The organism is Campylobacter sp. RM12647 (genome assembly GCF_020138135.1).
Lineage (GTDB): Bacteria > Campylobacterota > Campylobacteria > Campylobacterales > Campylobacteraceae > Campylobacter_E.
In genome coordinates this window covers 26253-52537 of the sequence record NZ_JACGAS010000003.1, presented here as the reverse complement: position 1 = coordinate 52537, position 26285 = coordinate 26253, and the positions used below count along the sequence as shown (strand labels likewise).

23 protein-coding genes are annotated in these 26285 nt (G+C 28.3%); 7 read left to right on the top strand and 16 right to left on the bottom strand.

Annotated elements, in window-relative coordinates; translation table 11 throughout:
- Positions 1 to 18 precede the first annotated feature (18 nt).
- From AVBRAN12647_RS01930 to AVBRAN12647_RS01865, 14 genes are all read right to left on the bottom strand, one after another.
- On the bottom strand, positions 19 to 3492 hold the full coding sequence (locus tag AVBRAN12647_RS01930; RefSeq protein WP_336614611.1) for an autotransporter outer membrane beta-barrel domain-containing protein: 3474 nt from the start codon (positions 3490 to 3492) through the stop codon (positions 19 to 21).
- A 470-nt stretch (positions 3493 to 3962) separates the two neighbouring features.
- Positions 3963 to 5180: a flavodoxin family protein gene (locus AVBRAN12647_RS01925; RefSeq protein WP_336614610.1), complete on the bottom strand. Its 1218-nt coding sequence runs from the start codon at positions 5178 to 5180 to the stop codon at positions 3963 to 3965.
- Positions 5180 to 5830 (bottom strand): hypothetical protein, encoded by a 651-nt coding sequence (locus AVBRAN12647_RS01920; protein WP_336614609.1) that lies wholly within the window; start codon positions 5828 to 5830, stop codon positions 5180 to 5182. The genes AVBRAN12647_RS01925 and AVBRAN12647_RS01920 overlap by 1 nt, the downstream gene beginning before the upstream one ends.
- The gene (locus AVBRAN12647_RS01915; protein ID WP_336614608.1) at positions 5830 to 6600 is read right to left on the bottom strand and encodes an ABC transporter substrate-binding protein; all 771 of its coding nucleotides are present in this window, start codon (positions 6598 to 6600) and stop codon (positions 5830 to 5832) included. Before AVBRAN12647_RS01915 ends, AVBRAN12647_RS01920 begins: the two co-directional genes overlap by 1 nt.
- 8 nt (positions 6601 to 6608) lie before the next feature.
- Entirely contained in the window at positions 6609 to 7355 is a 747-nt protein-coding gene (locus AVBRAN12647_RS01910; protein ID WP_214120259.1) for an ABC transporter ATP-binding protein, read from the bottom strand.
- Entirely contained in the window at positions 7348 to 8328 is a 981-nt protein-coding gene (locus tag AVBRAN12647_RS01905) for a FecCD family ABC transporter permease (protein WP_214150175.1), read from the bottom strand. Before AVBRAN12647_RS01905 ends, AVBRAN12647_RS01910 begins: the two co-directional genes overlap by 8 nt.
- Before the next feature lie 3 nt (positions 8329 to 8331).
- Positions 8332 to 10296 (bottom strand): TonB-dependent receptor, encoded by a 1965-nt coding sequence (locus AVBRAN12647_RS01900; protein WP_336614607.1) that lies wholly within the window; start codon positions 10294 to 10296, stop codon positions 8332 to 8334.
- A 4-nt stretch (positions 10297 to 10300) separates the two neighbouring features.
- Entirely contained in the window at positions 10301 to 10693 is a 393-nt protein-coding gene (locus tag AVBRAN12647_RS01895; protein WP_214120616.1) for an ExbD/TolR family protein, read from the bottom strand.
- Complete coding sequence (locus tag AVBRAN12647_RS01890; RefSeq protein WP_214116978.1) at positions 10677 to 11276, bottom strand: MotA/TolQ/ExbB proton channel family protein; 600 nt, start codon at positions 11274 to 11276, stop codon at positions 10677 to 10679. Before AVBRAN12647_RS01890 ends, AVBRAN12647_RS01895 begins: the two co-directional genes overlap by 17 nt.
- Before the next feature lie 589 nt (positions 11277 to 11865).
- Positions 11866 to 12258, bottom strand: a complete 393-nt coding sequence (locus AVBRAN12647_RS01885; RefSeq protein WP_214120579.1) for an NfeD family protein — start codon at positions 12256 to 12258, stop codon at positions 11866 to 11868.
- Entirely contained in the window at positions 12255 to 13157 is a 903-nt protein-coding gene (locus tag AVBRAN12647_RS01880) for an SPFH domain-containing protein (protein ID WP_336614606.1), read from the bottom strand. Before AVBRAN12647_RS01880 ends, AVBRAN12647_RS01885 begins: the two co-directional genes overlap by 4 nt.
- Positions 13158 to 13172: 15 nt before the next feature.
- Complete coding sequence (gene fdh3B / locus AVBRAN12647_RS01875; RefSeq protein WP_214116984.1) at positions 13173 to 13748, bottom strand: formate dehydrogenase FDH3 subunit beta; 576 nt, start codon at positions 13746 to 13748, stop codon at positions 13173 to 13175.
- 2 nt (positions 13749 to 13750) lie between these two features.
- Positions 13751 to 16603 (bottom strand): formate dehydrogenase subunit alpha, encoded by a 2853-nt coding sequence (locus tag AVBRAN12647_RS01870; protein ID WP_214116987.1) that lies wholly within the window; start codon positions 16601 to 16603, stop codon positions 13751 to 13753.
- 18 nt (positions 16604 to 16621) lie between these two features.
- Complete coding sequence (locus tag AVBRAN12647_RS01865) at positions 16622 to 16819, bottom strand: twin-arginine translocation signal domain-containing protein (RefSeq protein WP_214116989.1); 198 nt, start codon at positions 16817 to 16819, stop codon at positions 16622 to 16624.
- 127 nt (positions 16820 to 16946) lie between these two features.
- Here AVBRAN12647_RS01865 and coaE point away from each other — a divergent pair, with 127 nt between their 5' ends.
- The 7 genes from coaE to AVBRAN12647_RS01830 all read left to right on the top strand — a co-directional run bounded on the left by coaE (position 16947) and on the right by AVBRAN12647_RS01830 (position 24768).
- Positions 16947 to 17579, top strand: coding sequence for a dephospho-CoA kinase (gene coaE / locus AVBRAN12647_RS01860; protein WP_214116991.1), 633 nt, complete (start codon positions 16947 to 16949; stop codon positions 17577 to 17579).
- On the top strand, positions 17566 to 18315 hold the full coding sequence (gene dapF, locus AVBRAN12647_RS01855; RefSeq protein WP_336614605.1) for a diaminopimelate epimerase: 750 nt from the start codon (positions 17566 to 17568) through the stop codon (positions 18313 to 18315). The genes coaE and dapF overlap by 14 nt, the downstream gene beginning before the upstream one ends.
- A 44-nt stretch (positions 18316 to 18359) precedes the next feature.
- On the top strand, positions 18360 to 19010 hold the full coding sequence (locus tag AVBRAN12647_RS01850; protein ID WP_442862242.1) for a dUTP diphosphatase: 651 nt from the start codon (positions 18360 to 18362) through the stop codon (positions 19008 to 19010).
- A gap of 2 nt (positions 19011 to 19012) precedes the next feature.
- Positions 19013 to 20815, top strand: a complete 1803-nt coding sequence (gene thrS / locus AVBRAN12647_RS01845) for a threonine--tRNA ligase (protein WP_214150172.1) — start codon at positions 19013 to 19015, stop codon at positions 20813 to 20815.
- Positions 20812 to 21336 carry a translation initiation factor IF-3 gene (infC, locus tag AVBRAN12647_RS01840; protein ID WP_214117012.1) on the top strand — a complete coding sequence of 175 codons (525 nt, stop codon included), beginning with the start codon at positions 20812 to 20814 and terminating at the stop codon, positions 21334 to 21336. Before thrS ends, infC begins: the two co-directional genes overlap by 4 nt.
- Before the next feature lie 266 nt (positions 21337 to 21602).
- Positions 21603 to 24455 carry an autotransporter outer membrane beta-barrel domain-containing protein gene (locus tag AVBRAN12647_RS01835; protein ID WP_336614604.1) on the top strand — a complete coding sequence of 951 codons (2853 nt, stop codon included), beginning with the start codon at positions 21603 to 21605 and terminating at the stop codon, positions 24453 to 24455.
- Between the two features lie 151 nt (positions 24456 to 24606).
- Positions 24607 to 24768 carry a hypothetical protein gene (locus AVBRAN12647_RS01830; protein ID WP_214117057.1) on the top strand — a complete coding sequence of 54 codons (162 nt, stop codon included), beginning with the start codon at positions 24607 to 24609 and terminating at the stop codon, positions 24766 to 24768.
- A 24-nt stretch (positions 24769 to 24792) separates the two neighbouring features.
- Here AVBRAN12647_RS01830 and AVBRAN12647_RS01825 read toward each other — a convergent pair whose 3' ends face one another.
- The gene (locus AVBRAN12647_RS01825) at positions 24793 to 25575 is read right to left on the bottom strand and encodes a 3'-5' exonuclease (protein WP_336614603.1); all 783 of its coding nucleotides are present in this window, start codon (positions 25573 to 25575) and stop codon (positions 24793 to 24795) included.
- Positions 25575 to 26222 carry a ribulose-phosphate 3-epimerase gene (gene rpe, locus AVBRAN12647_RS01820; RefSeq protein ID WP_214117019.1) on the bottom strand — a complete coding sequence of 216 codons (648 nt, stop codon included), beginning with the start codon at positions 26220 to 26222 and terminating at the stop codon, positions 25575 to 25577. Before rpe ends, AVBRAN12647_RS01825 begins: the two co-directional genes overlap by 1 nt.
- Between the last annotated feature and the right edge of the window lie 63 nt (positions 26223 to 26285).

The following is a 26285-nucleotide window of genomic DNA, read 5'->3' as shown; positions in this document are numbered from 1 at the left end:
TATTTCTAGGGCTATTTTTTAAAACGAATATCTTAAAGTTCCGTTTATATTGTAGTTTGTATTATATTTTCCACTAAATGATTTTTCAGCATCTAAACTAAACTTAGTATTTTTACCTAAGTTAAAATTAGCTCCTACACTTGCAAATCCACGACTATCTTTAAAGCCTTTTTCAACTCTTGTAGTTGTGCCATCGCTTAAAGTTATAGTAGGAGTGTTATTTAAATCAAACGCCCCACCAACACTAGCTCTTAAACCAAAAGTATCATTAATATTTGCACCAGCACTTAAAGCAACTTTTGCTGCTCCCATAAATTTACCTTCGCTTTTTAAAGTAACTTTATCATTACCCTTTAAATTAGCCATAGGAACATAGCCAAGGATTAATTCAGCACTAGGCTCAAGATAAAAATCACTTCCCATTCTATATCCAGCCTCAACGCTACCTAAAAATCCACTTCCACTATCTTTTAAATCGCCTAACCAAACATTATCTTTAAATGTTGATTTATGATTGGTGTATCTAGCTGTAGCGTCAATAAATAAGCCATCATTACCAACTAAGCTAACATAAGCACCAATGCCGTGATTTTTCACCTTAGAATTACTTGAATTACTTGTGCTTTGACCTATATTTGCCATTACACCTGAATATAATTCTCCGTAATTTGTGCTAGTTTGCTTATCTGCACCAAATTGCACTTCATAGTATTTTATTTTAGCACTATCAATCTTGCCTTCGCCACCAAAACTTCTAATCCAAATTCCAGCATTTTTGCCATCATTATTTCTTAGTTCGCCCATTCTTTTGTTTAGATTATTCCATTCACTAACATAAGAATAATAAGTCTGATTTAGCATATTTTTTGCATCTGTTAAAGCCTTAGTATTAGCACCTTTTAAAGTAAGTTCAATCTCATTACCATTAATGTTAGACCCTACTTTAATAGCTTCTTCAATTGCTGCGTTTTTAATATCTGTTTGCGCTTCTTCAATTGTTTTATCAAGGCTAGTTTCACTTGCTACAATCTTGCTTGTATCATTTGCAACTTTATTAGCATTTGCCATCACCTCATCACTTGCAGTTCCTTTTGCAACTTCATTTGCTTTTTGAGCAATTGCACCTACACTTGAGTTTGCATTATCTAAGATACTCTTATCAGCACCACTTTTGCTATCAGCACTAAAATTATCACTTGTCTTACTAGCATCAGCCCTACTTGCAGCCGCATTAATAGGATTTGCTACAACTGAATAATAAATATAATCCTCATCTCCTTGCTTTAATGTCCCGCTTAAGATATTTTTCTTATCTAATGAATATACACTTAGCCCATCATAAACTCCGATTTTTGTAACGAAGTCTTCTGCTGTTGCATTTCCATTTCCAATCTTTAATAAAGCTAGTGGAAGATTTGCTAGATTACTTGCATCAGCTTTGCCATTATTTACACTTAAACCAAGTAATCCTATTTCATTTGCCTTACCACTTGTGCTATTTCTTGCAATCATTGTGCCTAAGAATGTATTGTTTGTGCCACCCATAATAAATGTATTATTACTTGCATTTAAATCATTTGCTAAAATTCTACCTGTAATCTTAGAATTATTCACATTTAATTTATCAGCTTTCATATCGCCAAATACAATAGCGTTATTTAAATTAATGCTTGAACCTTTTGAGATAGGGTCTTTATAAAAATTCGCAGCACTAACTTGACTTGCCAATACACCAGTAGTTAAATCATTGCTAATATCAGCATTACCTATAACTTGAGCTTTGATAGCTGAACTATTGATATTTATATCTTTTGCTTGTAAAAGAGTTGTATTAGCACTCTTATCTAATTTATAAGCACTCTCTATACCTGTTAAGCTTAGATTATTTGAAGCTGCGATATTAGCGTCATAGCTAATCTCTCCGTGATACTTTCCTGCTTTTTTATCTAGTCTTTCTACATCTTCAACGATACCACTTAAGCTTAGATTTCTAGCCTTAACATCTTTATCAAATGATGAACTAACAGCATTGATTGAGCCGTAGTTTGTAACGCTTTCTCTAAATAAAGCTTTATTAGCATTTACATTAAACTCTGCGTCTTTTAGATTTGTTCCGTGTGTAAGCTTATTTATAACTGCATTTTTAAGAGTAATTGTTTTAGAGCTTGTAGCTTTATCGTTTGCTATGATATTATCTGCATAAGTATTTGTTAAGCTTATATTTCCATCATTTACATTGATATTTGCAAATCTTGACATTGTATTAATTGCATCATCATTGTCAATATAAGAAAATGCAGGATTATACTCTTGATTGCCGTTTTTATCTTTTACTCTTTCGCCACTTTCATCTCTTTTTTCTTCTAATAAATTTCCTAAAGCTTTTAAATCGCCCTTAGCGATATTTACATCACTTGTAAAACTTGAGTTATTAGCATTTAAATTACCTTCTGTAATATAAACACCACCTGTATTTGCAAAAGTATCAACAATGCTATTAATATCACCCTTAGCAACCCTAACAACTCCAGTTCCTTTCGTTTCAAAACCAGTTGCATCAATACCACCATTAGCTATCAAATCGCCAGTTTCCATCTCTTCACTATCTACATATTTTAAAGCGTCTTTATAAAATGTAGTGCTATCAATATCATGAGAATTTGAAGTTGCTGCTTTAATAAGTGGTAAGAACTTTTCTTCATTATTCATTATCTCATCAAGTCTCTTCATATCTTCAGCACTTGCTATTTTTTCGCTATTTAAAAGAGTTGAGAAATACTTGTTTGCTAATTCTTTTTGATGAGCTCCACTTATGAATTTTCCATCAGTTTCTACATTACCATTTATTTTTGTTCCATAAATTTCTATATCGCCTTTACTCTTAACTCCCTTTTTAATGTCCGAAAGGATAAATCTAGCTTTGCCGTTTTGATTATCAATAGCACCTTGAAAAGTTGTGTTAAAGCCATAGAATGAATTATTTGCACTTGCTTTAGTATTTGCTGTAACTTTACCTTTTACAATAGAAGTTTCAAATTTAGCTAAGTTTGTGGTATTTACATCATTAACACTTGTAACATGATCGTTTTGAGGTTGGCTAGTTTTTCTAGCTACATAAGGAGCGCTTTCTTTTTTTGGTTTTCCCATAACATAAAGGTCTTTAGCATTTAATGTGCCTTTTATTTCTGCATCTTCTAAAATCACATCTCCATTACCACTAATAGCTACGCCACCTTCATTAATAATACCTGACCAATCTACAAAAAGCACTCCATTATTAGTAACTGATTTTAATCCACTATCTGTTACATAAAGACCACCATTATTTACAATATCTGAAGTAATCTTAGCTGTATCTATAACCATATTAATATTTTTACCGGTAACTGCTTGAACTCTCTCAAGGTCTTTAGCAAATTCTAAGATTTCTTCTTTTTGTCCTTGAATACTTTCAGGATTATTGTAATAATAATCTCTTAAAGCTTTTGGCACACTTTGAGTAGAAACATTATTGGTAATGGTTCCATTAATTATCCCCGAAGTATTTTCAAGTACATCACCTTTAAAATCTCTTATAAGGCTTACTCCATCATTTGTAATATTACCACTTAAAGTAATTCTTTGCTCTGGTGTTGGATCAATTCCTTTGTTATCAAAACCAATCTGTTGATATTTGTCTTTTTCTGTAGTTATATCTTTAGTAGCATTGCTTGAATTAATTAGATAAAGATTTTCTTCTTTTCCAACTTCGTTTGAATTAACGCTTTTTGCATTTAAGCTAGTGCTAAGAATTAATGCACTCGCAACTAATGAGAGCTTAAATACCCCCCCCCCGTAATGTGTCTAGCCATGACATCTCCTTAAAAAAATAATTTTGCCTAAGCAAGTCGTGATGATAATTTATATAAATTAAATATAACTTAAATTATGTTTGATTATAAAAAATAATCAAACATAGAATTTCAATTTGCATTATTATGTAATTTATGCGGCATATTTAATCTAACTTCAGCAGCTTTATTATTAGAATCTATATCAAAAGCAGCACCAAAGCCTTTTACAAATCTACCTGATTTTATACTTAATTGTATAAAATGAAAATCTAGCATTTTGCTAAAAATATTTACCTCATTTCCATATTTTTCTTTTAAAACTTCAAATAATTCTTCTCTTCTATCATCAACTATTTTTGCATTTACTTGATATTTGAGCCTTTTTCTTGCAAATATTGTTTTAGCTTTACTCTCATCTTCTAAAAACATTATTTCTATATTGTTAGGGTTGTTTTTAATACTTGAAAAATGTTCAGCAACTTCGCTTATGAAAATAAACATTTCATCATTTTTAAAAATTATTGGAGCATAAGAGCAAATAACTTGATTATCTTTGCTAACACTAGCAATATTTACACTTTTAAAAGAATGTTTAAAATTTTTTATTTCTTCATCTAAATTATTAGAATTTGTTTTTGTTTCGCTAACTAGTTCTATTACACTATAATGAAGTGTATCTTCACTAGCCTTAGTTTTATAATCTAGATGTAAAATTTCTCCATCATACAAAATATCCATTCCGCTATAAGTTATATCTATTAACTCCACATTTTGAGCATCTTTATTTGTATGATGCTTTACTAGTCTAAATAAAGAATCTTTATGGTCTTTATTCATATGTTCTTTTGCTTGTTGTAATTTCATGATTTTTTCCTTAATATAAATTGTAAAGTTTTTTGTTATTTTTAAATCGTTTTCATCGGGATGTTTTTTGCTATTTTTCCATAATTTCTCCTTTTCTTTTGTAATAATATAATTAGGGTTTTCTTTAGCTAATTTTTTTGCATTATTTATATATTCATCACTAATAGCTCCATTTACTGCTTGTATGCCTAGCACTTGATTATTTTCATTAAAAATATTAAAAAACATTTCTTTTTTATTTTTTATATACTCGCTGTTTTTATCTGCTCCACAAGTAAAAATTATGCCTAAAATCTTATTTTGTATTTTTGGCATATTGCTTGTGATATTGCCTTTTTCTAACCAAAATACTAAGAAAATATACTTATGCTTATCAATGTCTTTATAATGCTCTAAATTAAAGCAATCAATATTTAAAAGTTTAGCGATTTCTAAGGCTATTTTTTTACTGCTATTATTTTTGCTAAGATATAAAACAACCATTAATTCATCCTATATTCTATATTTTTTAAAAATACACAGCCTAAAGCTTGCTTATCTAGTATTTTGTATTTCATATCTAAAATTAGTTTTTTTGTATGATTTGCAAAGAAGTCATTTCCAGTAATGCTTAAAATATTTATTCCGCTGTTTGAAATGCTAAATCTAACGCTAACTTTACTTATCCTTTCAAGTTTTAACATTTTTGCTTTTTTAGGATAAGAATTATCAAGTTCATTAAAAATTATATTGCTTTTGCAAAATTGTGAATTTGTATTTTTAGGATATTCTTTAACCATATTAATCTGATTGTTAGTAATAAGATTTTCTTTAGTTTCTTCTTTGTTTTCATTTGCTGTATTGCTTGTGCTTTTAGTATCTTGTTTTGCTTCTTTTTTAATTTTTACTTTTTTATTTGCTTTTAAATTTGTATTTTTTATATTTATTTCTTTTTGTATAACTTGCTCTGATAAATTATTGTGTTGGTTGAAAATCTCTTCTTGAAGGATTTTTTGATTATTTACAAAATCTTCTTTTTTTGTTTCAATTATTTCAATATTAATTTTTTTATTATCAATTATAATTTCTTCAGTGCTAAGTGGTATCGTTAGTGCGACAATGTTTATTATCAAAGAAATTATAAAAAATCTCATTATAATTCCTTTGACAATTCTTTCATATTTATAATAATTCTCGGACTTGCCCTAAGCATTGATGAAGAATTTGTTTTTATTAGATTATTGTTTTTGAATGCTTTAGTATGTTTTAAAAAATTGCTTATAATTTTTAAATCTCCGTCATTAAAATAAAAAATATAATCAGGATTTTTGCTTATTATGTATTCTTTATTTACTATTGGCGTTTGTTCTTTTAAATCACATATATTTTTCATACCAAAAGCTTTAATAACATCATTTGCTAAATTGTTATCACAAAATAACATTATAGGGTTTGATGAGAAAATAAATATAGCTGTTTTATCTTTTGCAAGATTGTGAAATTCTTTAATTCCTAATTCAAATTCTTTGATGATTTCTTGTGCTTTATCTTTTTTGTTTGTAATTTCTCCTAATTTAGCAATATTGTTTTTTAGCTCTTCGAAAGAATTAGCTTTAAAATCTAAAATTTTTATATTAAATTCTTTTAATTTTTCTAATCCTAACGAATGTTGACTTGTTATTACAATATCAGGTTTTAATTCTATTATTTTTTCAATATTTGGTCTTGTATATGTTCCTACACTTAGTAATTGTTTTGTTTTATCTTCTGGATAAATGGTAGAAGTGGTGGTGTTAGCTATAGCTAAAATATTATTAAAACTATCTAGCTCATATAATATTTCTACAGCACTAGGTTCTAAGACAACTAATTTATTTGCATTTAAATTAACTAAAATTAATAAACTTAATAAAATTTTTTTCATTTTTTCTCCTAAAATATAACATTTAAATTATTTTTATTTTCATAAATATCACAATCAAATTCAAAAATATTTTTAATGTTTTCTTTATTAAAAACTATTCTTGTTTTGTCGTAAAATAAAATATTTTTATCTTTAACAAAAGCTATCTCATCACAAAATCTAATACTTGTGAATAAATCATGTATTACCATTAATATAAGCAAACCATCCTTTGCTAAGTCTTTTAATAATTGCATTAAAAATATAGAGTAATTAATATCAAGTGGAGCACAAATTTCATCTAATAATAAAATTTTTGGTTTTTTTATTAAAGCTCTTGCTAACATTACTTTTGCAAATTCTCCACCACTTAAATTATTAGTAAGATTATTTTTATAGTTTTGTATATTTAAAAATTCCATTATTTCATCAAGTTTTTTGTAATCATTTTGTATATAAAATGAATTGTTTTTACTAAATAAGCCCATCATTATAAAATCACTCACGCTAATGGGCATAAATTGATTTGATTTTTGTGGAACATAAGAGATTAAATTACTTAAATCTTTATGATTTAATAGTTTTAGATTTTTATTTTTAAAACTAATTTCGCCTTTATACGAAAGCAAATTAATTATACATTTAATTAAAGTGCTTTTACCACAACCATTTTTACCCATTAAACCTATAAAATTTGATGAATTAAAATTTATATTTAAATTACTAAAAATTATTTTGTCTTGATATGAGAATGAAAAATTTTTAATTTCAAGCATAGTTTTTCCTTAAAGCTAAATATATAAATAAAGGAACTCCAAAAAATGAAGTAATAATGCCTACAGGAATTTCTATGGGATATAATATATTAAATGCTAAGTTATCACAAAATAATAAAAAAATTCCCCCTATAAATATTGAATATGGAATTATTATTTTATTAGATGAAGTTTTAAAATACATTCTTAATGTGTGAGGGATAATTAAACCAATAAATGCTATAAGCCCACAAAAAGCTACAGAAAAAGCAACTGCAATACATGAAATTATTAAAAATAGTTTTTTGCTTTTACTTGCATTAAGCCCTAAAGAATTAGCTTCTTCATCTCCACATAATAACAAATCAAGTTCATATCTTTTAATATAAAAATACAAAATACATATTATGCTTGCAATATATACAATTATTACTATATTCCAATTTGCATTACCTAAGTATCCCATTAGCCAAGCACTTATTTTAAAACTATCTTCTCCTATTAAATATATAAAAAAAGATGTTATAGATGCTAATAGTGTTGAAGTGGCTATTCCTAAAATTAATAAAGTTGCCATATTTTGATTTTTTTTATAAATAGAAAATATAAAAAATGTAAAAAGTATGCAAGATAAAAATGCAAAAAGTCCAAAATAAATCTCACTTAAATTAAACATAAATGCAATTAAACTACCAAATGTAGCAGCCGATGCTATTCCTATTATATAAGGATCAGCAAGTGGATTTAAAAAACATCCTTGAATAACTGCTCCACTACTAGATAATAAAGCACCAACTATAAATGCTAATAATATTCTAGGTGCTTTTAATTCTATAAATATTTGATACAAAATATCTAAATCATTTAAATCATTATTTAAGCTTATTAGTCTATATAATGCTTGAAAGCCGAAATTAGATTGAGGTGAACTAATTCCAAGCGATAATAACATACATACAATACTAATTAAAGCTAGAAATAATGATTTTTTCATTGTTTAAAATCTCGCTTTTACTTGCATATAATAAGTGCTTGTAGGTGCAACTTGGCAAGTTTGGCCACTGCAGTTTAGATTGTATTTTGTATTAAAGATATTTTTTGCTTCTAAACTTAAACTTATATTTTTGGTAAAGTCATAATTTAATCCAACATCAACTAAAGAATAAGCTTTCTTTTCTAATTGTGTATTATTGTTTAAATAATCCCAATTTGTTTTAGAATAAAACCTATAATCAGCATTTACGCTTAACTTGTCAGTTATTTTATAATTTGCTCCTAGGCTGATTTTGTAAGGTGATACATTTGGTATTTTTTGTCCTTCTTTGTATTTGTTTAAATTGTCTTTAACTACTTTAGCATCAATATATGAAAAGGTTTCAAACAGGTTTAATCTATCATCAAGCAAGCTTTGATTTAAGCTTATTTCAACTCCATATCTTTTTGTTTTAGCAATATTTTCATAAGTCCATTTAACAACAGGATAATGGCTCATATTTACATTTATTTCATTGTTTGTTAGGGTATAAAATAAACTTATACTTGCATATTGGTCAAATACTAAACCTTTTAATCCTAATTCATAATTTAAATAATCTTCTGATTTTAAATTATTAATAGAATAGTTTTTTCCATCAGCCTTGTCGGTTAATTCGTAAGGAGATGGGGAATTAAACCCGCGTTCAAATTTAAAATACACACTATTTGTATCCATAAATTTATGAGATAAAACAATATTTGCACCATAGTTGTTTGTGTTTTTTGAATCGTTTATTGTAGCTATTCCATCACTTCTATTTATATTGTATTTAGAATTTTCAAGTCTTGCACCAATATCAATTCCAAACGGATTAAAATCTAATTGTTCTATTGCATAAATAGAATGAGTATCTTTTTTAACTATATTTGTTGTTGTAGAAGCTCTTTTGCCTTTTGCATATAAATATTCATATCCTAATATTGTATTTGAAAAATCATAGTTTAGTTTTGCTTTAGCATTAGCCCCTATTTTTCTATCAAAAAATTGTTTATCTTCATAGTTATTATCTTGCAAATAAGCCATAAATTCTGTTAAAATATTTTCATTAATTTCATTGCTATATTTTAGATTATAGTTCTTTCTACTGCTAGTTTTCGTTGAATCTTGACTTGCTAGAATTTGATTTTTGCAAATAAAGCCAAATCTTGAAATTTCATATTGAGTACAAATTATTCCTTCATATCTTCTATCTTGTTCAATTTCTTGCTCGGTTAAAGCTTGACTATTTCTATATTCATTATGCATATAATTTGCATTGATATCTAAATTTTGATAGTCTGTTAGTTTAAATTTAAACCCAATATCAGTATTTAAAAGTTTATTTAAAACTGCTCTTTGATATCCTTTTTCATCTATATAATTAATTCCAAAATGAGAATATATTTTATCATTTATATTTGCACCAGCACTTGCTCCTATACTTTTATGAGAAAAAGAACCAAACCCAAGAGTAAGATTTGCATAATCTTTTTTTAAGCTTGATTTTGTAATTACATTGACAACACCACCACTAGTGCCATTTCCATAAACTACACTTCCTCCTCCAGAAATAACCTCAATTTGCTCAATATCATTTACGCTTATTGTATTAAAAGGAATTCCAAGATGTGATGTATCTAATGCGTTTTGACTAACTCCATCAAACAAGATTTTTACCCTTGCATTAGCTCTACTTCCTTGACCTCTAATATCAATTGCACTGCCTATACCTACAGGATTTAAAGAAACACTAGGAAGATAAGATAAAATTTCTCCTAAATCGTGATAATTCTTTTTATTTAACTCTTCTTTATTTATGACAAATAAGTTTGAGCTAACATCAGCTAAGCTATCGCTAAATCCACTATCGCTAATTACTTGAGTATCAAGCAAAGTATCAGCATATAATGCACCAATTAATGAAAATGCTAAAATAGTTTTTTTCATTTTTTTACCTTTCTATATTTAATTTGATTTTATTAATGTTTGAATTTTTAATAATAGATATTGTTTTAATTAAGTTGTCGTAGCTTATTTCTTTATCGGCACTTAATAAGACAATATCTGAAGATTTTATATATTTGTTTATATCATCTATAAAAATTAAATCTTTATTGTTTTTTATGTATAAGTTTAAATCTTTATTTAAAATCACTTCTTTTATATTATTTTCTTTAGTTATGTTTTCGCTATTATTTGTTTTTGGTAGACTTATTTCATAATGCCAATATTTAGAAAATGTAGTGCTTAGCATAAAAAATATAAGTAATATAAAAATAACATCTATCAAATTTAACATAGAAATTTCTATAAATTCAGGTTTTTTTCTATTTATTCTTCTCATTAAAAGCCTTATTAAAATAATTTAAATTAAGGTAGATTTCGTTATTTAAATAATCAATTCTTTTATTGAAAATGATATGAAATACAAGAGCAAAAATAGCTACAATTAATCCGAATGCAGTTGTATATAAAGCTTCACTAATTCCAGCCGCTACTAATTCTTCATTTGCTTCTTTACTAAGAGCTGCAAATGAAGAAATCATACCGGTAACGGTTCCTAAAAGACCAAGTTGAGGACATATACTTATGCTTATGCCTAAGATAAAACCATTCTTCTCAAGTTTTTTTATTTCATTAAAGTGAATATTTTCTAATTCAAATTCATTTAAATTATTTTTTTCGTATATATTTATAGCTTTTTGTATGCTATTTGATATAGAATTTTTATTTGAACATATATTTTTTAATTCAATTAAATTTTTATCATATATTGCTTTTTTTATTTTGATTTTAAAATTATTATTAAAAGAAAATTGACATAAATATATATTTGTTATTTTTTCTAATATCACAGCAAAACTAAGCACTAAAAGAACAAAAATAGGCCACATAAATAAACCACCAATTTGCATTAAGTTTAACATTAAATACCTTTTTTTAATTTATAATGAAAAGAATTTTCATAATCATTATATAAAATTATTTCTTAAATTGTTTTTAAATTGAAACTAATTTGTTAATTAGCAATTGTGATTTTTAAATTAGCTATTACTTTGATTATATGTTTTAATACTTTTAATTTAGGGTTTTTACTTGTTATAAATTAAATAAAATTTAAAGAATTTAAAATAGGAATCAGTGCTAAAAAAGGGGCTAAAGCTTAAATAAACATATTGCTTAGATTTATATTTGCATTTTTAGTTAAAACACGCTTTCTATATAAATTAAAATTCGCTCTCATCTCCAGCTATAAGTGCATTTATAGTACATACAACAGCATACTTTGTACATTTATCCATTTCACCTTTAATTCCAAATGCTCTATCTCTTGGAAGATAATTTGTATAAATTAAATATAACTTAAATTATGTTTGATTATAAAAAATAATCAAACATAGAATTTCAATTTGCATTATTATGTAATTTATGTAGCATTTATGGTTTAAGTTATGTAATATTATTGTTTGTGGTTGTATTTTATAAATTAAAAAATATTATTGAAAGTTATAAAAATTAATCTTGTTTGATTTTTACTTTATTGTTGTGGATTTTTTCAATTTTTACAATTTCACCTTCTCTTAAGGTTAAATTATCAGTTGTTTGCCAAAATGAGCCTTTATAATAAATCATACCATTTTTAACAACGCCTTCGCCTTGAGTATTTAAAAAATCATCATCATAATTCTCTACTTTTTTAGTTTTAACAAAAAATTTAAAAATTATAAGTAAAACAAGAGATATAACAGCAATTAATATTATTTGTAATTCTAAATCTAATGGCTTTATTAAATTAATTGCACCGACAATAATAAATCCTATAGCAAAAAATATTATATAAAAACTACCGACTAATAATTCTAAAATTCCTAAAAATATTCCTATACAAAGTAAATATAGGCTACTCATTTTTTGCCTACAAATTCTTTTAATACACTTAAAGCTCCTATTAATTCAGTGCTTTCATAAGGAACTAATATTTTATCTTTATTTTCACTTTTTGCTAAAGCTAAAAATGCTTCTACTCTGCCTTTAGCTAATAAAAATTCAGCTGCATTAATGTTTTGTGCCATTGCTTCATTTATGTTATTCATAGCTTCTTTTTGACCTTGAGCTAATGCAATTTGTTCGTATTTTTTAGCATCAGCCATTCTTTCTATTGCTTCAGCATTTAAAACTTGCTCTTGTTTTAATGCTTCAGCGTTTTTTATAAGTGCTACTTTTTGTGCTTCAGCATTTAATTCTATAGCTCTTTTTTCTCTTTCAGCTTTCATTTGCAAATTCATTGCTTCTTCTATGCCACTAGGAACTGAAATTTCAGAAATTTCCACTCTCATAATTTTTACACCCCAGTTATCAGCAGCATCTCCAAGTGCAATTTGTAAAGCACTATTTAAACTATCACGACTACTTAAAGTATCATCAAGATACATACCACCAATCTCACCCCTAAGAGTTGTCATAGCTAAATTTGATATAGCTTTTTTATAATTTTCAACATTATAAAATGCCATTTTTCCATTTGTTACTTTTAGAAAAACTATCCCATCAACTAAAATATTTACATTATCTTTTGTAATAACTTGTTGTTTTTCTATATCTATTAGTTGCTCTTTAATAGTAATTATTGATTTAACCATATCAATAAAAGGAAAGATTAAATGAAATCCTCCGCTTAATTCTTTGTGAAATTTACCTAATCGCTCAACTATTACAATATCGCTTTGCGATACTATAATTATAGACTTTAGTAAAATGACTATGATTAAAGCTAGTAAAACTCCAACAAAAATTAAAAATTCCATCATCTCTCCTAATTTAAATTAAATAAACATATTACTTAAATTAACATTTGCATTTTTAGTTAAAACACGCTTTCTATATACATTAGAAACTTCGCTCTCATCTCCAACTAAAAGTGCATTTGTAGCACATACAGCAGCACAAATAGGCACTCTTCCTTCGCTTATGCGGTTTTGTCCGTAAAGCTCTCTTTCTTCATCACTATTTGTCTCTTCAGGACCTCCTGCACACATTGTACATTTATCCATTTCGCCTTTAATTCCAAACGCTCCATCTCTTGGAAATTGTGGAGCACCAAATGGACAAGCATATAAGCAATAACCACAACCAATACATTCTTTTTTATCGTGTAATACGATACCATCTTCACGAATATAAAAGCATTTAACAGGGCAAACTTGAGCACAAGGTGCGTCAGTGCAATGCTGACATGCTATTGTCATTGACACTTCTTTGCCTTCAATACCATCATTTAAAGTAATTACTTTTCTTCTTTTAATACCAACAGGAACTTCATGTCCGCTTGAACACGCAACTTGACAAGCAAAACAACCAATACAACGATTTTTATCAACAAAAAACTTCATTCTAGCCATTTTTATGCCCTTTCTATCTTGCAAAGTCCAGCGTTAAATTCGCTAATTTGTGTATTTGGATCAAAACCATAGTTTGTAACCGTATTTGACATTTCGCCTATTGTATAAGGTTTAGTGCCTTCTGGATAGTTATGACTTAAATCAACTCCTTGTAAAACACCAGCGAAGTTGTAAGGTAAGCAAATTCTATCTGGAGTTACACTTCTATTGTGAATACATTTTACTTTAATCTTAGTTCCTTGCGGGCTATGTATCCACATCATTTCTCCATCACCAATATTGTGTTGCATTGCAAGCTCTGGATGAACATTAGCAAACATTTCAGGTGTAATATCAGCTAAATACTTACTAGTTCTCTCAAGCATACCAGCACCACTTAGATTTACTAAACGCATTGAGCTAATGATAATAGGAAAATCCTTGCTCCAGTCTTGTTTTTGTTGCTCGCTCTTAAACATTGTAGTAACACGGAAATTTGGAGTTGTTTGGTCGTCAAATGTTGGATATTTTTGCACCAAATCCCATCTTGGTGAATGCACTGGCTCTCTATGTTTTGGAATTTGGTCGCTAAATTCCCAAACTATAGTTCTAGCTCTTGCATTTCCTAAGCAACAAGCACTTTTTTCACGACATTTTTCTAATATAATTCCTGAAATATCTGTGCTCCAAGAATTACCCATTAATTCTTTTTCTTCATCACTTAATGTAATACCAAATACTTGCTCAATATTATCTTTTTTAATTTCAGGATAACCACCTTTAACCTTAGAACCAACAGGAGTGAATGAATTATCAGCTAACTGACTAACTCCATTATGCTCAAGTCCAAATCTATTTCTAAAGCCCATTCCACCTTTTTCATAAGGAACATTTGGGTTCCATAAAATAGCAGTTCCAGGGTGTTTTGCATCCCATACAGGCCAAGGTAAGCCATAATATTCGCCTTTTACATCTCCACCAATACCCATTAAAGTATCAGGGTCAAAATTAGCCCAATTTGCTTGATGTTTTCTTAAACGCTCTGCACTAATACCACGAAGACCAATTGATAATAAACCATTACTCATTTCTCTTGTAGCATCATCAGGCCATTTAGCATCAACATCATCAGGAATTACCTGAACTAATTTATGATTTTGAAGTTCAAGTTTCATACCACGAGTATATTCTGTATAAAAGCCAAATTTCTTAGCAAACATAAACATAATCTCTTGGTCTTCTTTACTTTCATAAATTGGTTTTACTACTTGACTTCTCCATTGCATAGAACGATTTGTAGCTGTTACATACCCTTCTGTTTCAAATTGAGTTGAAGCAGGAAGTATATAAATTCCATCAGGGCGATCTGCTAAAACTGCAACTTCATTTACAAATGGTTCAGCAACTACTATTAAATCAAGTTTTTTAAGTGCTTCTTGAATTTTAACAGTGTGAGCCATAGAAGTAATTCCAGTTCCTTGAACCCAAAGAACTCTAACAGGAGCATTTGAATGAGTTGTATCCGTGCCATAAGGAACTACGCCTTTAACACCTTGCCACCAGCGAGATAAACTAAATCCTTTTTCGTGCATCCATTTTTTGCCACCATTTGCACTATCATCTACGAAGCGTTTTTGCATATCTTCATAGCTAACTCCCCAAAAATTGCAAAAATGTTTCCAAGCACCTTCAGCTAAGCCATAATAAGCAGGAAGTGTGTCTGCTAAACATCCCATATCTGTTGCACCTTGAACATTATCGTGACCACGAATAATATTAGTTCCGCCACCAGGTTTTCCAATATTTCCTAACACTAATTGTAAAATAGCTAAAATACGAGTATTTGAACTACCAACTGAATGTTGAGTAATACCTAATGACCAAAATAGTGTAGCAGGTTTTGTAGTCGCAAATAATTTTGTAACTTGAATTAGAATTTCTTCACTACATCCGCAAATATCAGCAACTTCGCTAGGAGTATATTTTTTAGCTTCTTCACGAATTAAATCAACTCCATAAGACCTATTTTTGATTATTTCTTTGTCTTCCCAACCATTTTCAAAAATAAGATTTAACATTCCATATACAAATGCAATGTCAGTTCCTGGACGAATTCTTACATAAATATCAGCATGAGCTGCACTTCTTGTAAAAATAGGGTCAACTACGATTAAAGGAGCATTATTTCTATCTTTAGCTTGTAAAATATGCTTAAATCCAATAGGGTTTGCAACTGCTGAGTTTGCACCAAACATAATCATACATTTTGTATTACCTACAACATCACCAAAGTGATTTGTCATAGCGCCATATCCCCAAGTATTAGCCACACCGGCTACTGTTGCGCTGTGTCAAATTCTAGCTACGTGATCTATTGAGTTTGTTCCCCAAAATGCAGCAAATTTTCTAAAATAATATGCTTGTTGATTGTTAAACTTAGCTGAACCTAAAAACATTACGCTATCAGGACCGCTTTCTTTTCTAATATCTAGCATTTTATCGCCGATTTCATTTACAGCTTGTTCCCAGCTAATTCTTTCCCATTTACCATTAACTCTTTTTAATGGGTATTTAACACGACATTTTGATTTGGTTAAATCAATTTGGTCAATTCCCTTACAGCAATGACTTCCAAGTGAAATTGGATGGTCTATTGCGTTATTTTGTCTAACCCAAACACCATTTACTACTTCAGCTTCTATACCACAACCAGCACTACAAATAGAGCAAACTGTGCGAACACTTTTACTACCTTCATAAGGCATTTTAACTTTTTCATCTGCCTTTAAGGTTGCGTTTGTCGCACCAAATGCGGTAGTGCTTGCACCTGCAACTGCTGCAAGTTTTAAAAAGCTTCTTCTACCTAAATTACGCATTTAAATCCTTTCTATAAATTAATATGCAATTTTATAAAATTTTTCCCAGTGAAGGGTCTTTTTATATAACACTTCTTTTTTCTTTGCACGACCAGATACTACACCAGAGCTATTATTTTCGCTACTTGTTGCTGCATTTAAACCTACGCTAGCAACAGCACAGGTAGCTCCAGCACTTAATGCTTTTTTAAGAAAAGCTCTTCTTTTGTTCTCCATGGCTGCCTCCTTACTAAAATTTTAAAAAGTAACCTAAATAATACATTATTGCCTTAAAATTAGGCTTAAGAAAATAAACAAAATTATCTAAAAAATAATATTATGATAATGATAAAAAGAGTCGGTTTTGATAAGAAAAATTAAGATAAAAAAACACCTATTTTTTAAAAATATTTATGTAATAACATCTAGCATTGCTTGTGGTAAATCTACATTTTTAAATATTGCTAAAGAAAATGAAATATTTTGCATTAGTGCTGATGAAATTTCTTCAAAAGTTTTTTGCTACAAATGGAAACAAATTCGTAAAAAATTAAATATTTCAAATTCCTATTTCAAATTCTTAAAAGAAAAAAAACAAGCAGTAGCAAATGTGATTTTTAATGATAAAACAGCTAAGAAAAAATTAGAAAAAATAATGCACTCAAAAATCAAAAAAGAAATTCTCAAAAAAATCAAACAAAATAAAAATAAAATAATTTTTGTAGAAATTCCCTTGTTTTTTGAAAATAGCAATTATAATTTTTTGCTTAATAAAATTGTGATTTATTGCTCTTATGAATTATCTTTAACAAGGCTTATGAATAGAAATAATTTAACAGAATTTGAAGCAAAACTAAGATTAAATTCTCAATTACACATAGACAAAAAAATAAAATTTGCAAATTATTTAATCAAAAATGATGGTAATTTAGAAGATTTTAAAGATAACTCGCTAAAACTTATCCAAAAACTAAAGGAAAAACATGGAATTTCATAAATACTACGCAAATGGAAATGATTTTATTATTTTTCAAACTGATAATTTAGATGAAAATTATTTAAGTAAATTAGCCGTAAAATTATGCAATAGACATAGTGGAATAGGTGCTGATGGACTTATTGCAATCAAAAAAAATGATAAAGATTATGATTTTACTTGGGGATTTTACAATCAAGATGGCTCAAAAGCTAATATGTGTGGCAATGGTGCAAGAGCTACGGCACATTTTGCTTATACTCAAAATTTAGCAAATAAAAATATGAGTTTTTTAACTGGTGCAGGGATTATTAAGGCGACAATTTTTGATGATGATTTTGTAGAAATTAGATTAACTAAAGCTAAGGTTATACACGAAAATTTAGTGGAATTTCAAAATGTATTTTGCCTAATTGATACAGGTGTGCCACACCTAGTAACTCTTGATGGAGTGCAAAACTACAACGAAGAAAATGCTAAATATTTAAGAGAAAAATATGACGCAAATGTAAATTACGCAACTTTTAAAGATGGGGTTTTGTATGTTAGAACTTATGAGCGTGGAGTTGGAGAAACTTTAGCTTGTGGAACTGGAATGAACGCTTGTTTTTATTATGCTAGAATGCTTAAATTAGTTGATGAAAAGGCTACTATTTATCCAAAAAGCAATGATATTTGCGAAGTGAGTTTTAAAGATGATTATTTATATTTTAAAGCACAAGTTAAAAAAATTTTTAGCACTACGCTTGATTGTTAAATAATTTTGCTAGTATTTTGATATTTTTTGATGTAGAAGGGATGATGAAATTACAATATACTAATGATATGTTAAGCTTACAACAAGCTTTAAATAACGCAACTTGCGGAATTGGTTGGGAAAAAGGTTATACAAAGGAAAATCGCTTAATTGATTTTGCTCGTTGTATTTATATGGAATGTGCTGAACTCGTTGATTCTATGCCTTGGAAACATTGGAAAAGCATAGATGCTAGTTGGGATTTAGAAAATATTCAAATTGAATTAGTTGATATTTGGCATTTTATTTTAAGCCTTGCAATTATGCAAAATCAACAAAAAGAACTTATAAACACGATTTCAGAATTTAAATTCAATAAAACAAATAAAAATTTAAATGATATTTTAGAACTTTCAAGAGAATTAATTCACACAAGTAGTGCAAAAGAGCTAAACATAACGCAAATTACAGAAATATTTTTAAAGCTAATGTGTAGTTGTGAGTTAGAATTTACAAGACTTTATAAAATCTACATTGGTAAAAATGTCTTAAATAAATTCCGCCAAGATAACGGCTATAAAAATGGAACTTATAAAAAACTTTGGAATGGTAAAGAAGACAATGTAATCTTATATGAACTACTAGAGCAAAATGATATAAACTATGATAGTTTGTATAAAAATCTTAATGAAATTTATAAAAATTTAAAGGATTAATAATGGAAATAATAGGATATTACGATAAAGATAAAAATATTTATGATACTTTAAGCACTGATGGAGCAGGACTTGAGCCAATTTTCTATGATGATAGTCCTATGGCACTTGAAATCATTCGCCATAGCTGTGCTCACCTTTTAGCTGAAGCTATTACACAATTATATAAAAATGCTAAATTTTTCGTAGGACCTTGCGTTGATGAAGGTTTTTATTATGATTTTAAAGTAGATGAAAAAATCAGCGAAGAAGATTTAAAAGTAATTGAAGATAAAATGAAAGAGCTTGCAAAAAAAGGCTCTCCTATGGTAAAAAATACAATGAGCTATGAAGCTGCTTGTGAAAAGTTTAAAAATGATGAATTAAAACAAGCAGTTTTAAGTCGTTTAAGTGGAGAAATTAGCACATATTCTCAAGGTGAATTTACCGACTTATGTCGTGGGCCACATTTACCACACACTAAAATGCTTAAGAATTTTAAATTAACAAAATTAGCAGGTGCTTATTTAGGCGGCGATGAAAAAAATGAAATGCTAGTTAGAATTTATGGTATCGCATTTGCAACAAAAGAAGCTTTAAAAGACTATCTAACAATGATAGAAGAAGCTAAGAAAAGAGACCATAGAAAACTAGGAAATGATTTAAAATTATTCACATTTAGCGAACAAATTGGCGGTGGCTTACCATTATGGCTTAAAAATGGTGCAAGAGTTAGAAATAAATTAGAGCATATTTTATATAAAGCTCATAGGGTTAGATTTTATGAGCCTGTTCGTGGCCCTGAATTACTAAATTCTAGCGTTTGGAAAACAAGCGGACATTATGCAAACTATAAAGAAAATATGTATTTTACTAGAATTGATGAGCAAGAATACGGAATAAAACCAATGAACTGCGTAGGACATGTATTCTGCTATAAAAGTGAAGGTAGAAGTTATAAAGATTTGCCTATTAAATTCTTTGAATACGGAATGGTTCATCGCCATGAAATGAGTGGGGCTTTACACGGGCTTTTAAGAGTTCGTGAATTTACTCAAGATGATAGCCATATTTTCTGTATGCCAAGTCAAATAAAAACCTTAGTAAAAGAGATTTTAGATTTTGCTAAAAAAATTATGGTAACTTTTGGATTTGAATGGGAACTAGAAATCTCAACAAAACCTGAAAAATCAATAGGAAGTGATGAGATTTGGGAAGTTGCTACAAAAGCTTTAATGGAAGCTTTAGATGAAGAAGGTATTAAATACGGAGTTGATGAAGGTGGTGGAGCTTTCTATGGTCCAAAAATTGATATTAAAATCCTAGACGCACTTAAACGCAAATGGCAATGTGGAACTATTCAAGTAGATTTTAACCTACCTGAAAGATTTGAGCTTGAATATACAGATGAAAATAATGAGAAAAAACGCCCTGTAATGCTTCATCGTGCTTTACTTGGAAGTTTTGAAAGATTTTTAGGCATATTGCTTGAGCATACAGCAGGAGAATTACCATTCTTTATAGCTCCAATTCAAGTTATGATTTTACCAGTAGGTGAAAAACATATTGAGTATTCAAAAGCATTACAAAAAGAATTGTTAGAGCTTGGAGTTGATGCTGATATTAATGAGAAAAACGATACTTTAGGTAAAAAAATAAGAAATGCAGAAATGCTAAAAGTGCCTTATATAGCAGTAATCGGAGATGAAGAAATAAATAATAATCAAGTAGCTTTAAGAGATAGAAGAGCTAAACAACAATCAACACTTACAATGGAGGAATTTTTGAAACTAATTAAAGAAAAACAAAACGAGGTAGTATTTTGAGTAAAGAAAAAGATGTATTGTTAAATGAAGAAATAGATTTAGCAGAGGTTAGATGTATAGGTGATGATGGAGCACAATATGGCATAATTAGTAGCGATGAAGCTAATGCACTTGCTAATCGTTTAGGGCTTGATTTGGTATTAATCGCAAAAGATGCTAAGCCACCTGTTTGTAAGATTATGGACTATGGCAAGTTTTGTTATCAGCAAGAAAAAAAGCTAAAAGATGCTAAGAAAAAGCAAAAGGTAGTAGAAGTTAAAGAAATCAAACTTTCTGTAAAAATTGCTCAAAATGATATTAACTATAAAGTTAAACACGCTATTGAGTTTTTAAAATCAGGAAAGCATGTTAGATTTAGAGTATTTTTAAAAGGTCGTGAATTAAGCAATCCACAATCAGGTGAAGAACTGCTTTTAAAAATTTATGAAGAAATTAGCGATATTGCAAATATGGATAAAGCACCTTTATTTGAAGGTCGCTACATTAATATGCTTTGCACCCCAAAAAGCACTAAAAAATAAAAACTTATCATTAAGGCAATTAATTTGCCTTAATCTTTATAATAATTATTGAAATTTATTGATATTTTTTAAAAAAAAATCATTTATATTTATTAATCTTTAAGTTAGATTTTAAGATAATAGCATTTCAATTTTTTTTAAAGGAATGTTATGAAACAAAATTTTACTTACACGGGGGGGGGGTATTTAAACTCTCATTAATTGCAAGTCTATGTATCTCTTCAAACTTATTTGGTGCAACAATAAATGTTGTAGATAAAGCTAAGGTGGAAAGCTTTGATTTTAAAACTTTTCCAGATATTCATAAACCATTTAATGATAATTTTGGTCCTTTTGATAATAAAAAACCAGATTATTACAAGACAAATCTTAAAAATATCACAGATATTACAGAAGAAAGTGCTGATAATGTAAATGTATATTTTTCAGAAGGATTAAGTAATAAAAATTTTCCTATAAGTTTTGATAATTCTTTTTGGGACTCAAGAAGTAAAACTATTAGTAATAGTAATAATATTACTATAAAAAATTCTTTAATTAAAAGTTATCCCGAAACTGCAAAATTTAATAATGGAAATAATTTTATAGCTGAAAACAGTTTTGTTGATTCATATATCATAAATTTTAAAAATATAAAAGCTGCAAATTCTTATTTAGACTACATAGAAAATGGGCAAGGAATAAAAATTGATTTAACAAATTCTGCCGTTAATTCTATTTATAAAACTACCGGAACAATTGATGCAAATGGAGGACGCATTAATGGAATATCATATTCTAATGTTAATCTAAATGGGACAAAAGATAATTTGGTAAAAGTAGATAATTTTTATGAAACAACAGGATCAATCAATCACGCTGATGTAACAAATATAGAGTTTGGCAAGGATTTAACAATTAAAAACTCTAATATAGGATTAATAAGTGTTAGTAAAAATTTAACAATTGACAAATCTACAATAAAAGAGATAAAATCTACTGGACTTCTAGGAATTACAAATTCAAATATAACTACTTCAATAAATTCTTATGATAAGGTAACATTGACTGATAGTATTGTTGGTGGTAAAGTAAGTGGTATAGATTCTACTGGTACTGGCAAATATAAAGGTAGTCTTGATTCTAAAGGCTCTACATTCAATGATGATATTTATGTTACAAAACTAACCCTAAACACTAGTGAGAGCGGAAAGCAAAGCAAGGTAAAGGCTATTAAGACTATAAGAGCAGGTGCTTATGATATAGATAGGCTTGATACTGGTGATAAATATTATATTGGTGGTAGCATTATAGGTGAAGGAACGATTAAAAATAGCACTATAAATATGCAATTATCAGGTTCTAAAGGCTATACAACTTCAGCATTAATTAACCAAGATAATTTTTACAATGAATTTGCTGATGAAAAAAATGAGAATAGCCTAACTATAGCAAACACAAGTAGTATAAACTTAGATAATGTAATAGCTACAAATAGTGTTAGAGCACATACTTTAGATATAAAAAATTCAAAAGTAGCAAAAAGAGTTCTAGCAAATAGCCTTACTTCAAATAACACAGCTTATTATCTAGGAGCAAATAAAGAAAGCTACACAGGTGCAATAATCTCAAGAGAAAACACAAGTGGAGCAAACAATGAATTAGTATTGCTTAATGTTATGAGTGATAATAAACTAGATATAAATAAAATCAACGCAAACCTACCTTTAGCAATACTTAAAAAAGGAACAGGAACAGCAGAGCTAAACACTTTCTTTAAAGATTATAAGATTAGCGATGGAATAAGTGATTATGTGATAAATAATGATTATATTGCTAGTGCAATGCTAGGGGATTATCTAACCTATGCAATCACTACTACAAAAAATGGCAAAGTAAGTGATACAGGACTTAATGCAAATAATATTGCTAGCATTGCAAACGGTGATAAGACAAGTGAGCTAGGTAAATTAGTAAATCAAAGTGCAGGTGATTATAATGGTAATGAAGGCTTAAAAGCTGCATTAGATAATCTAGCTAAACAAACAGTTAGTATAAGCCCTGAAGCTCCAGATAATTCTAAACCGGATACAGGTGTAACAAATCCTGATAATAAACCGGACAATTCTAAACCTGATACAGGTGTAACAACTCCAAACACAGGTGTAACAAATCCTGATAATAAACCAGATAACAAACCTGATACAGGTGTAACAAATCCAATTGATAAAAACCAAATAGCAGATGATTTTATAAAAGATATTAAAATCAACAAAAACGCTAAAGCTCAAGCTCAAGTTATTTCAAAGGGAATAAATCTAATCAATACTTTTGCTTGGAATAATATGAATAAAAGATTAGGCGAAATTAGAGGTTTAGATAAGGAATTAGGCGTTTGGGCTAGAGCTTATTATACAAACGCAAGTATAGATGATGTAAAACTTAATTCATTTGAAGTTCAATTTGGAGCTGATAAAGCTAATGATTTTGCAGATGGCAATGTAATTACAGGAATTATGGCTAATATTTCTAATTCTAAATCTAGTGATGTTTTAAAAGGAAATAATTACGGGTTTGGTCTATATACAAGCTATATTTCAAACAATGATTTATATGCTGATTTAGTAATTAAAGCAAATCATTATAAGGTTAAATACAATTCAGAACTTTTAAAAGGTTTAAAAGATAGCAAGACAGGATTTATTGCAAGTTTTGAACTTGGTAAAAGATTTGATTTAAATAGATTTTATGTTGAGCCTAGCATAGAAGCTATATTTGATTATACACCTAAAACTAACTTAGAAAATAATGCTATAAGCATTACAAGTAAGGCTAATTCTAATTTACATATAAAACCTGCAGTATTCTCAGGATTTAAAGTAAATGATAATGCTAATATAAGACTAGGTGCTGGTTATATTATAGATGTTAATAAGCCAAGTGATTCTATAATAATCGCAAAATCAAGCAAAGCAAGTGAAACAATAAAAGGTAAAAGAGATAATAAATTTTACTTAAATCTAACAGGTGATTATAAGTTTAACGATAATTTAAGATTAAACTTAGGTTACGAAAGAACTTTCGGAGCTGATTTTAATATTGACAATCAAATTAACGCTGTTGTAAGATATACATTCTAATTACAAAATCTTTAGCCTTAGTGCTAAAGATTTCTTTAAATATTTTTATCAAAAATTACATTGACTTTATATTCTAATTTAATAATAAAAAATATGCTATCTTGTATCTTAATAAAAAAGCATAAAATATTTAAATATTACAATTGTGTAAATATTTTTAAAAGGTCGTAAATTAAGCAATCCACAATCAGGCGAAGAACTGCTTTTAAAAATTTATGAAGAAATTAGCGATATTGCAAATATGGATAAAGCACCTTTATTTGAAGGTCGCTACATTAATATGCTTTGCACCCCAAAAAGCACTAAAAAATAATAAAGTGGCTATTAAAAGCCACTTTTAAATTCTTATTTTTTTCATCTTAGAGCGTGAATATAAAATCAAATCATTACTTGTTTTAATTTGCGAACCTTTTAAAGAATTAATACAATAATTCAAAATATCAGCACAAGCTTTCGCATCACTTAAAGCCCTATGATGAGTGCTAATGATACCTAATTCATTTTTTAAACTATCAAGACCATATTTATCACATTCAATACAACGCCTTGCTAACATAATCGTGCAAAGCTTTCTATTAATCAATGGAGCATTTAAGTATTCAAGACTTTCTTTTGCGATAAAACCATAATCAAAAGATACATTATGAGCTACAAAAATAGCATTACCTAAAAACAATCTAAAATCAGCTAAAACCCTAGCACTTCTAGGAGCATTTTTTAGCATTTGCGTTGTAATTCCTGTAAGCTCAACTATATTTTCAGGCACTTCGTTTGCATAAATAAAGCTTTCAAATTCATCTAAAATCTCGCCATTTTTTATCTTAACAGCACCAATTTCTATGATTTGCCCATTACTAATTGAGCCTGTGCTTTCAATATCAACAACACAAAAAATCTCATCTTGAATTAATTTATTTCTTGAGTTTAAAAATACTTCTTGATTTTGTTTTAGCGTAATATCAAGCCCTAGCATTAAAAGAGTTTCATAGGTTATCTCAAAATTTAAGGCATTTTCGTATTGGTTTTTTAAATCTTTATAATTAATACTACTTGTAAGTAGCCTTTCTAAAATCTTATCACAATTAGCAATTTGTTTTTTATAAAGCTCGTTATAATCCATCAAAATTCCATTTTTAAAGAATTAATTGCGACTTTATAATCATTACTACTAAACACATAATTTCCAGCCACAACTATATCAGCCCCTGCTCTTTCAATATCTGCAATATTTAAGCCATTTACTCCGCCATCAACTTCAATAAAGCATTTATAATTATTCTTATCAATCATTTCTCTTAAGGCACTGATTTTTCTAAGAGTGCTTGGTATAAAGCTTTGACCACCAAAACCAGGATTTACACTCATTAAAAGCACCATAGAAACTTCACTTAAAACATATTCAATCTCATTTAAATTCTGGTGTGGATTTAATACTATTGAAGGATTTACGCCGTGTTTTTTAATATAATCAATCAATCTTAAAGGATGAGTAGTAGCATCTATATGAAAGCTTAAGAATTTAGGTTTTATATCTAAAAACAAATCAACAAATTTATCAACTTCTCTTACCATCAAATGCACATCTAAAGGAATAGTAGCAACTTTAGCAATAGCTTTTGTAGTGCAAGTTCCAATGCTTAGATTTGGAACATAATGTCCGTCCATTACATCAATATGCAATAAATCAGCACCAGCAGCCTCAACTTTTTTAATATCTTCAGCTAAATTTAAAAAATCAGCAGACAATAAACTAGGAGCAACATACATTTTTTAATCCTTAAAATTATTTTTTATAGAATATCATTAAAACTTAAAAAAAAAATTAAGCTT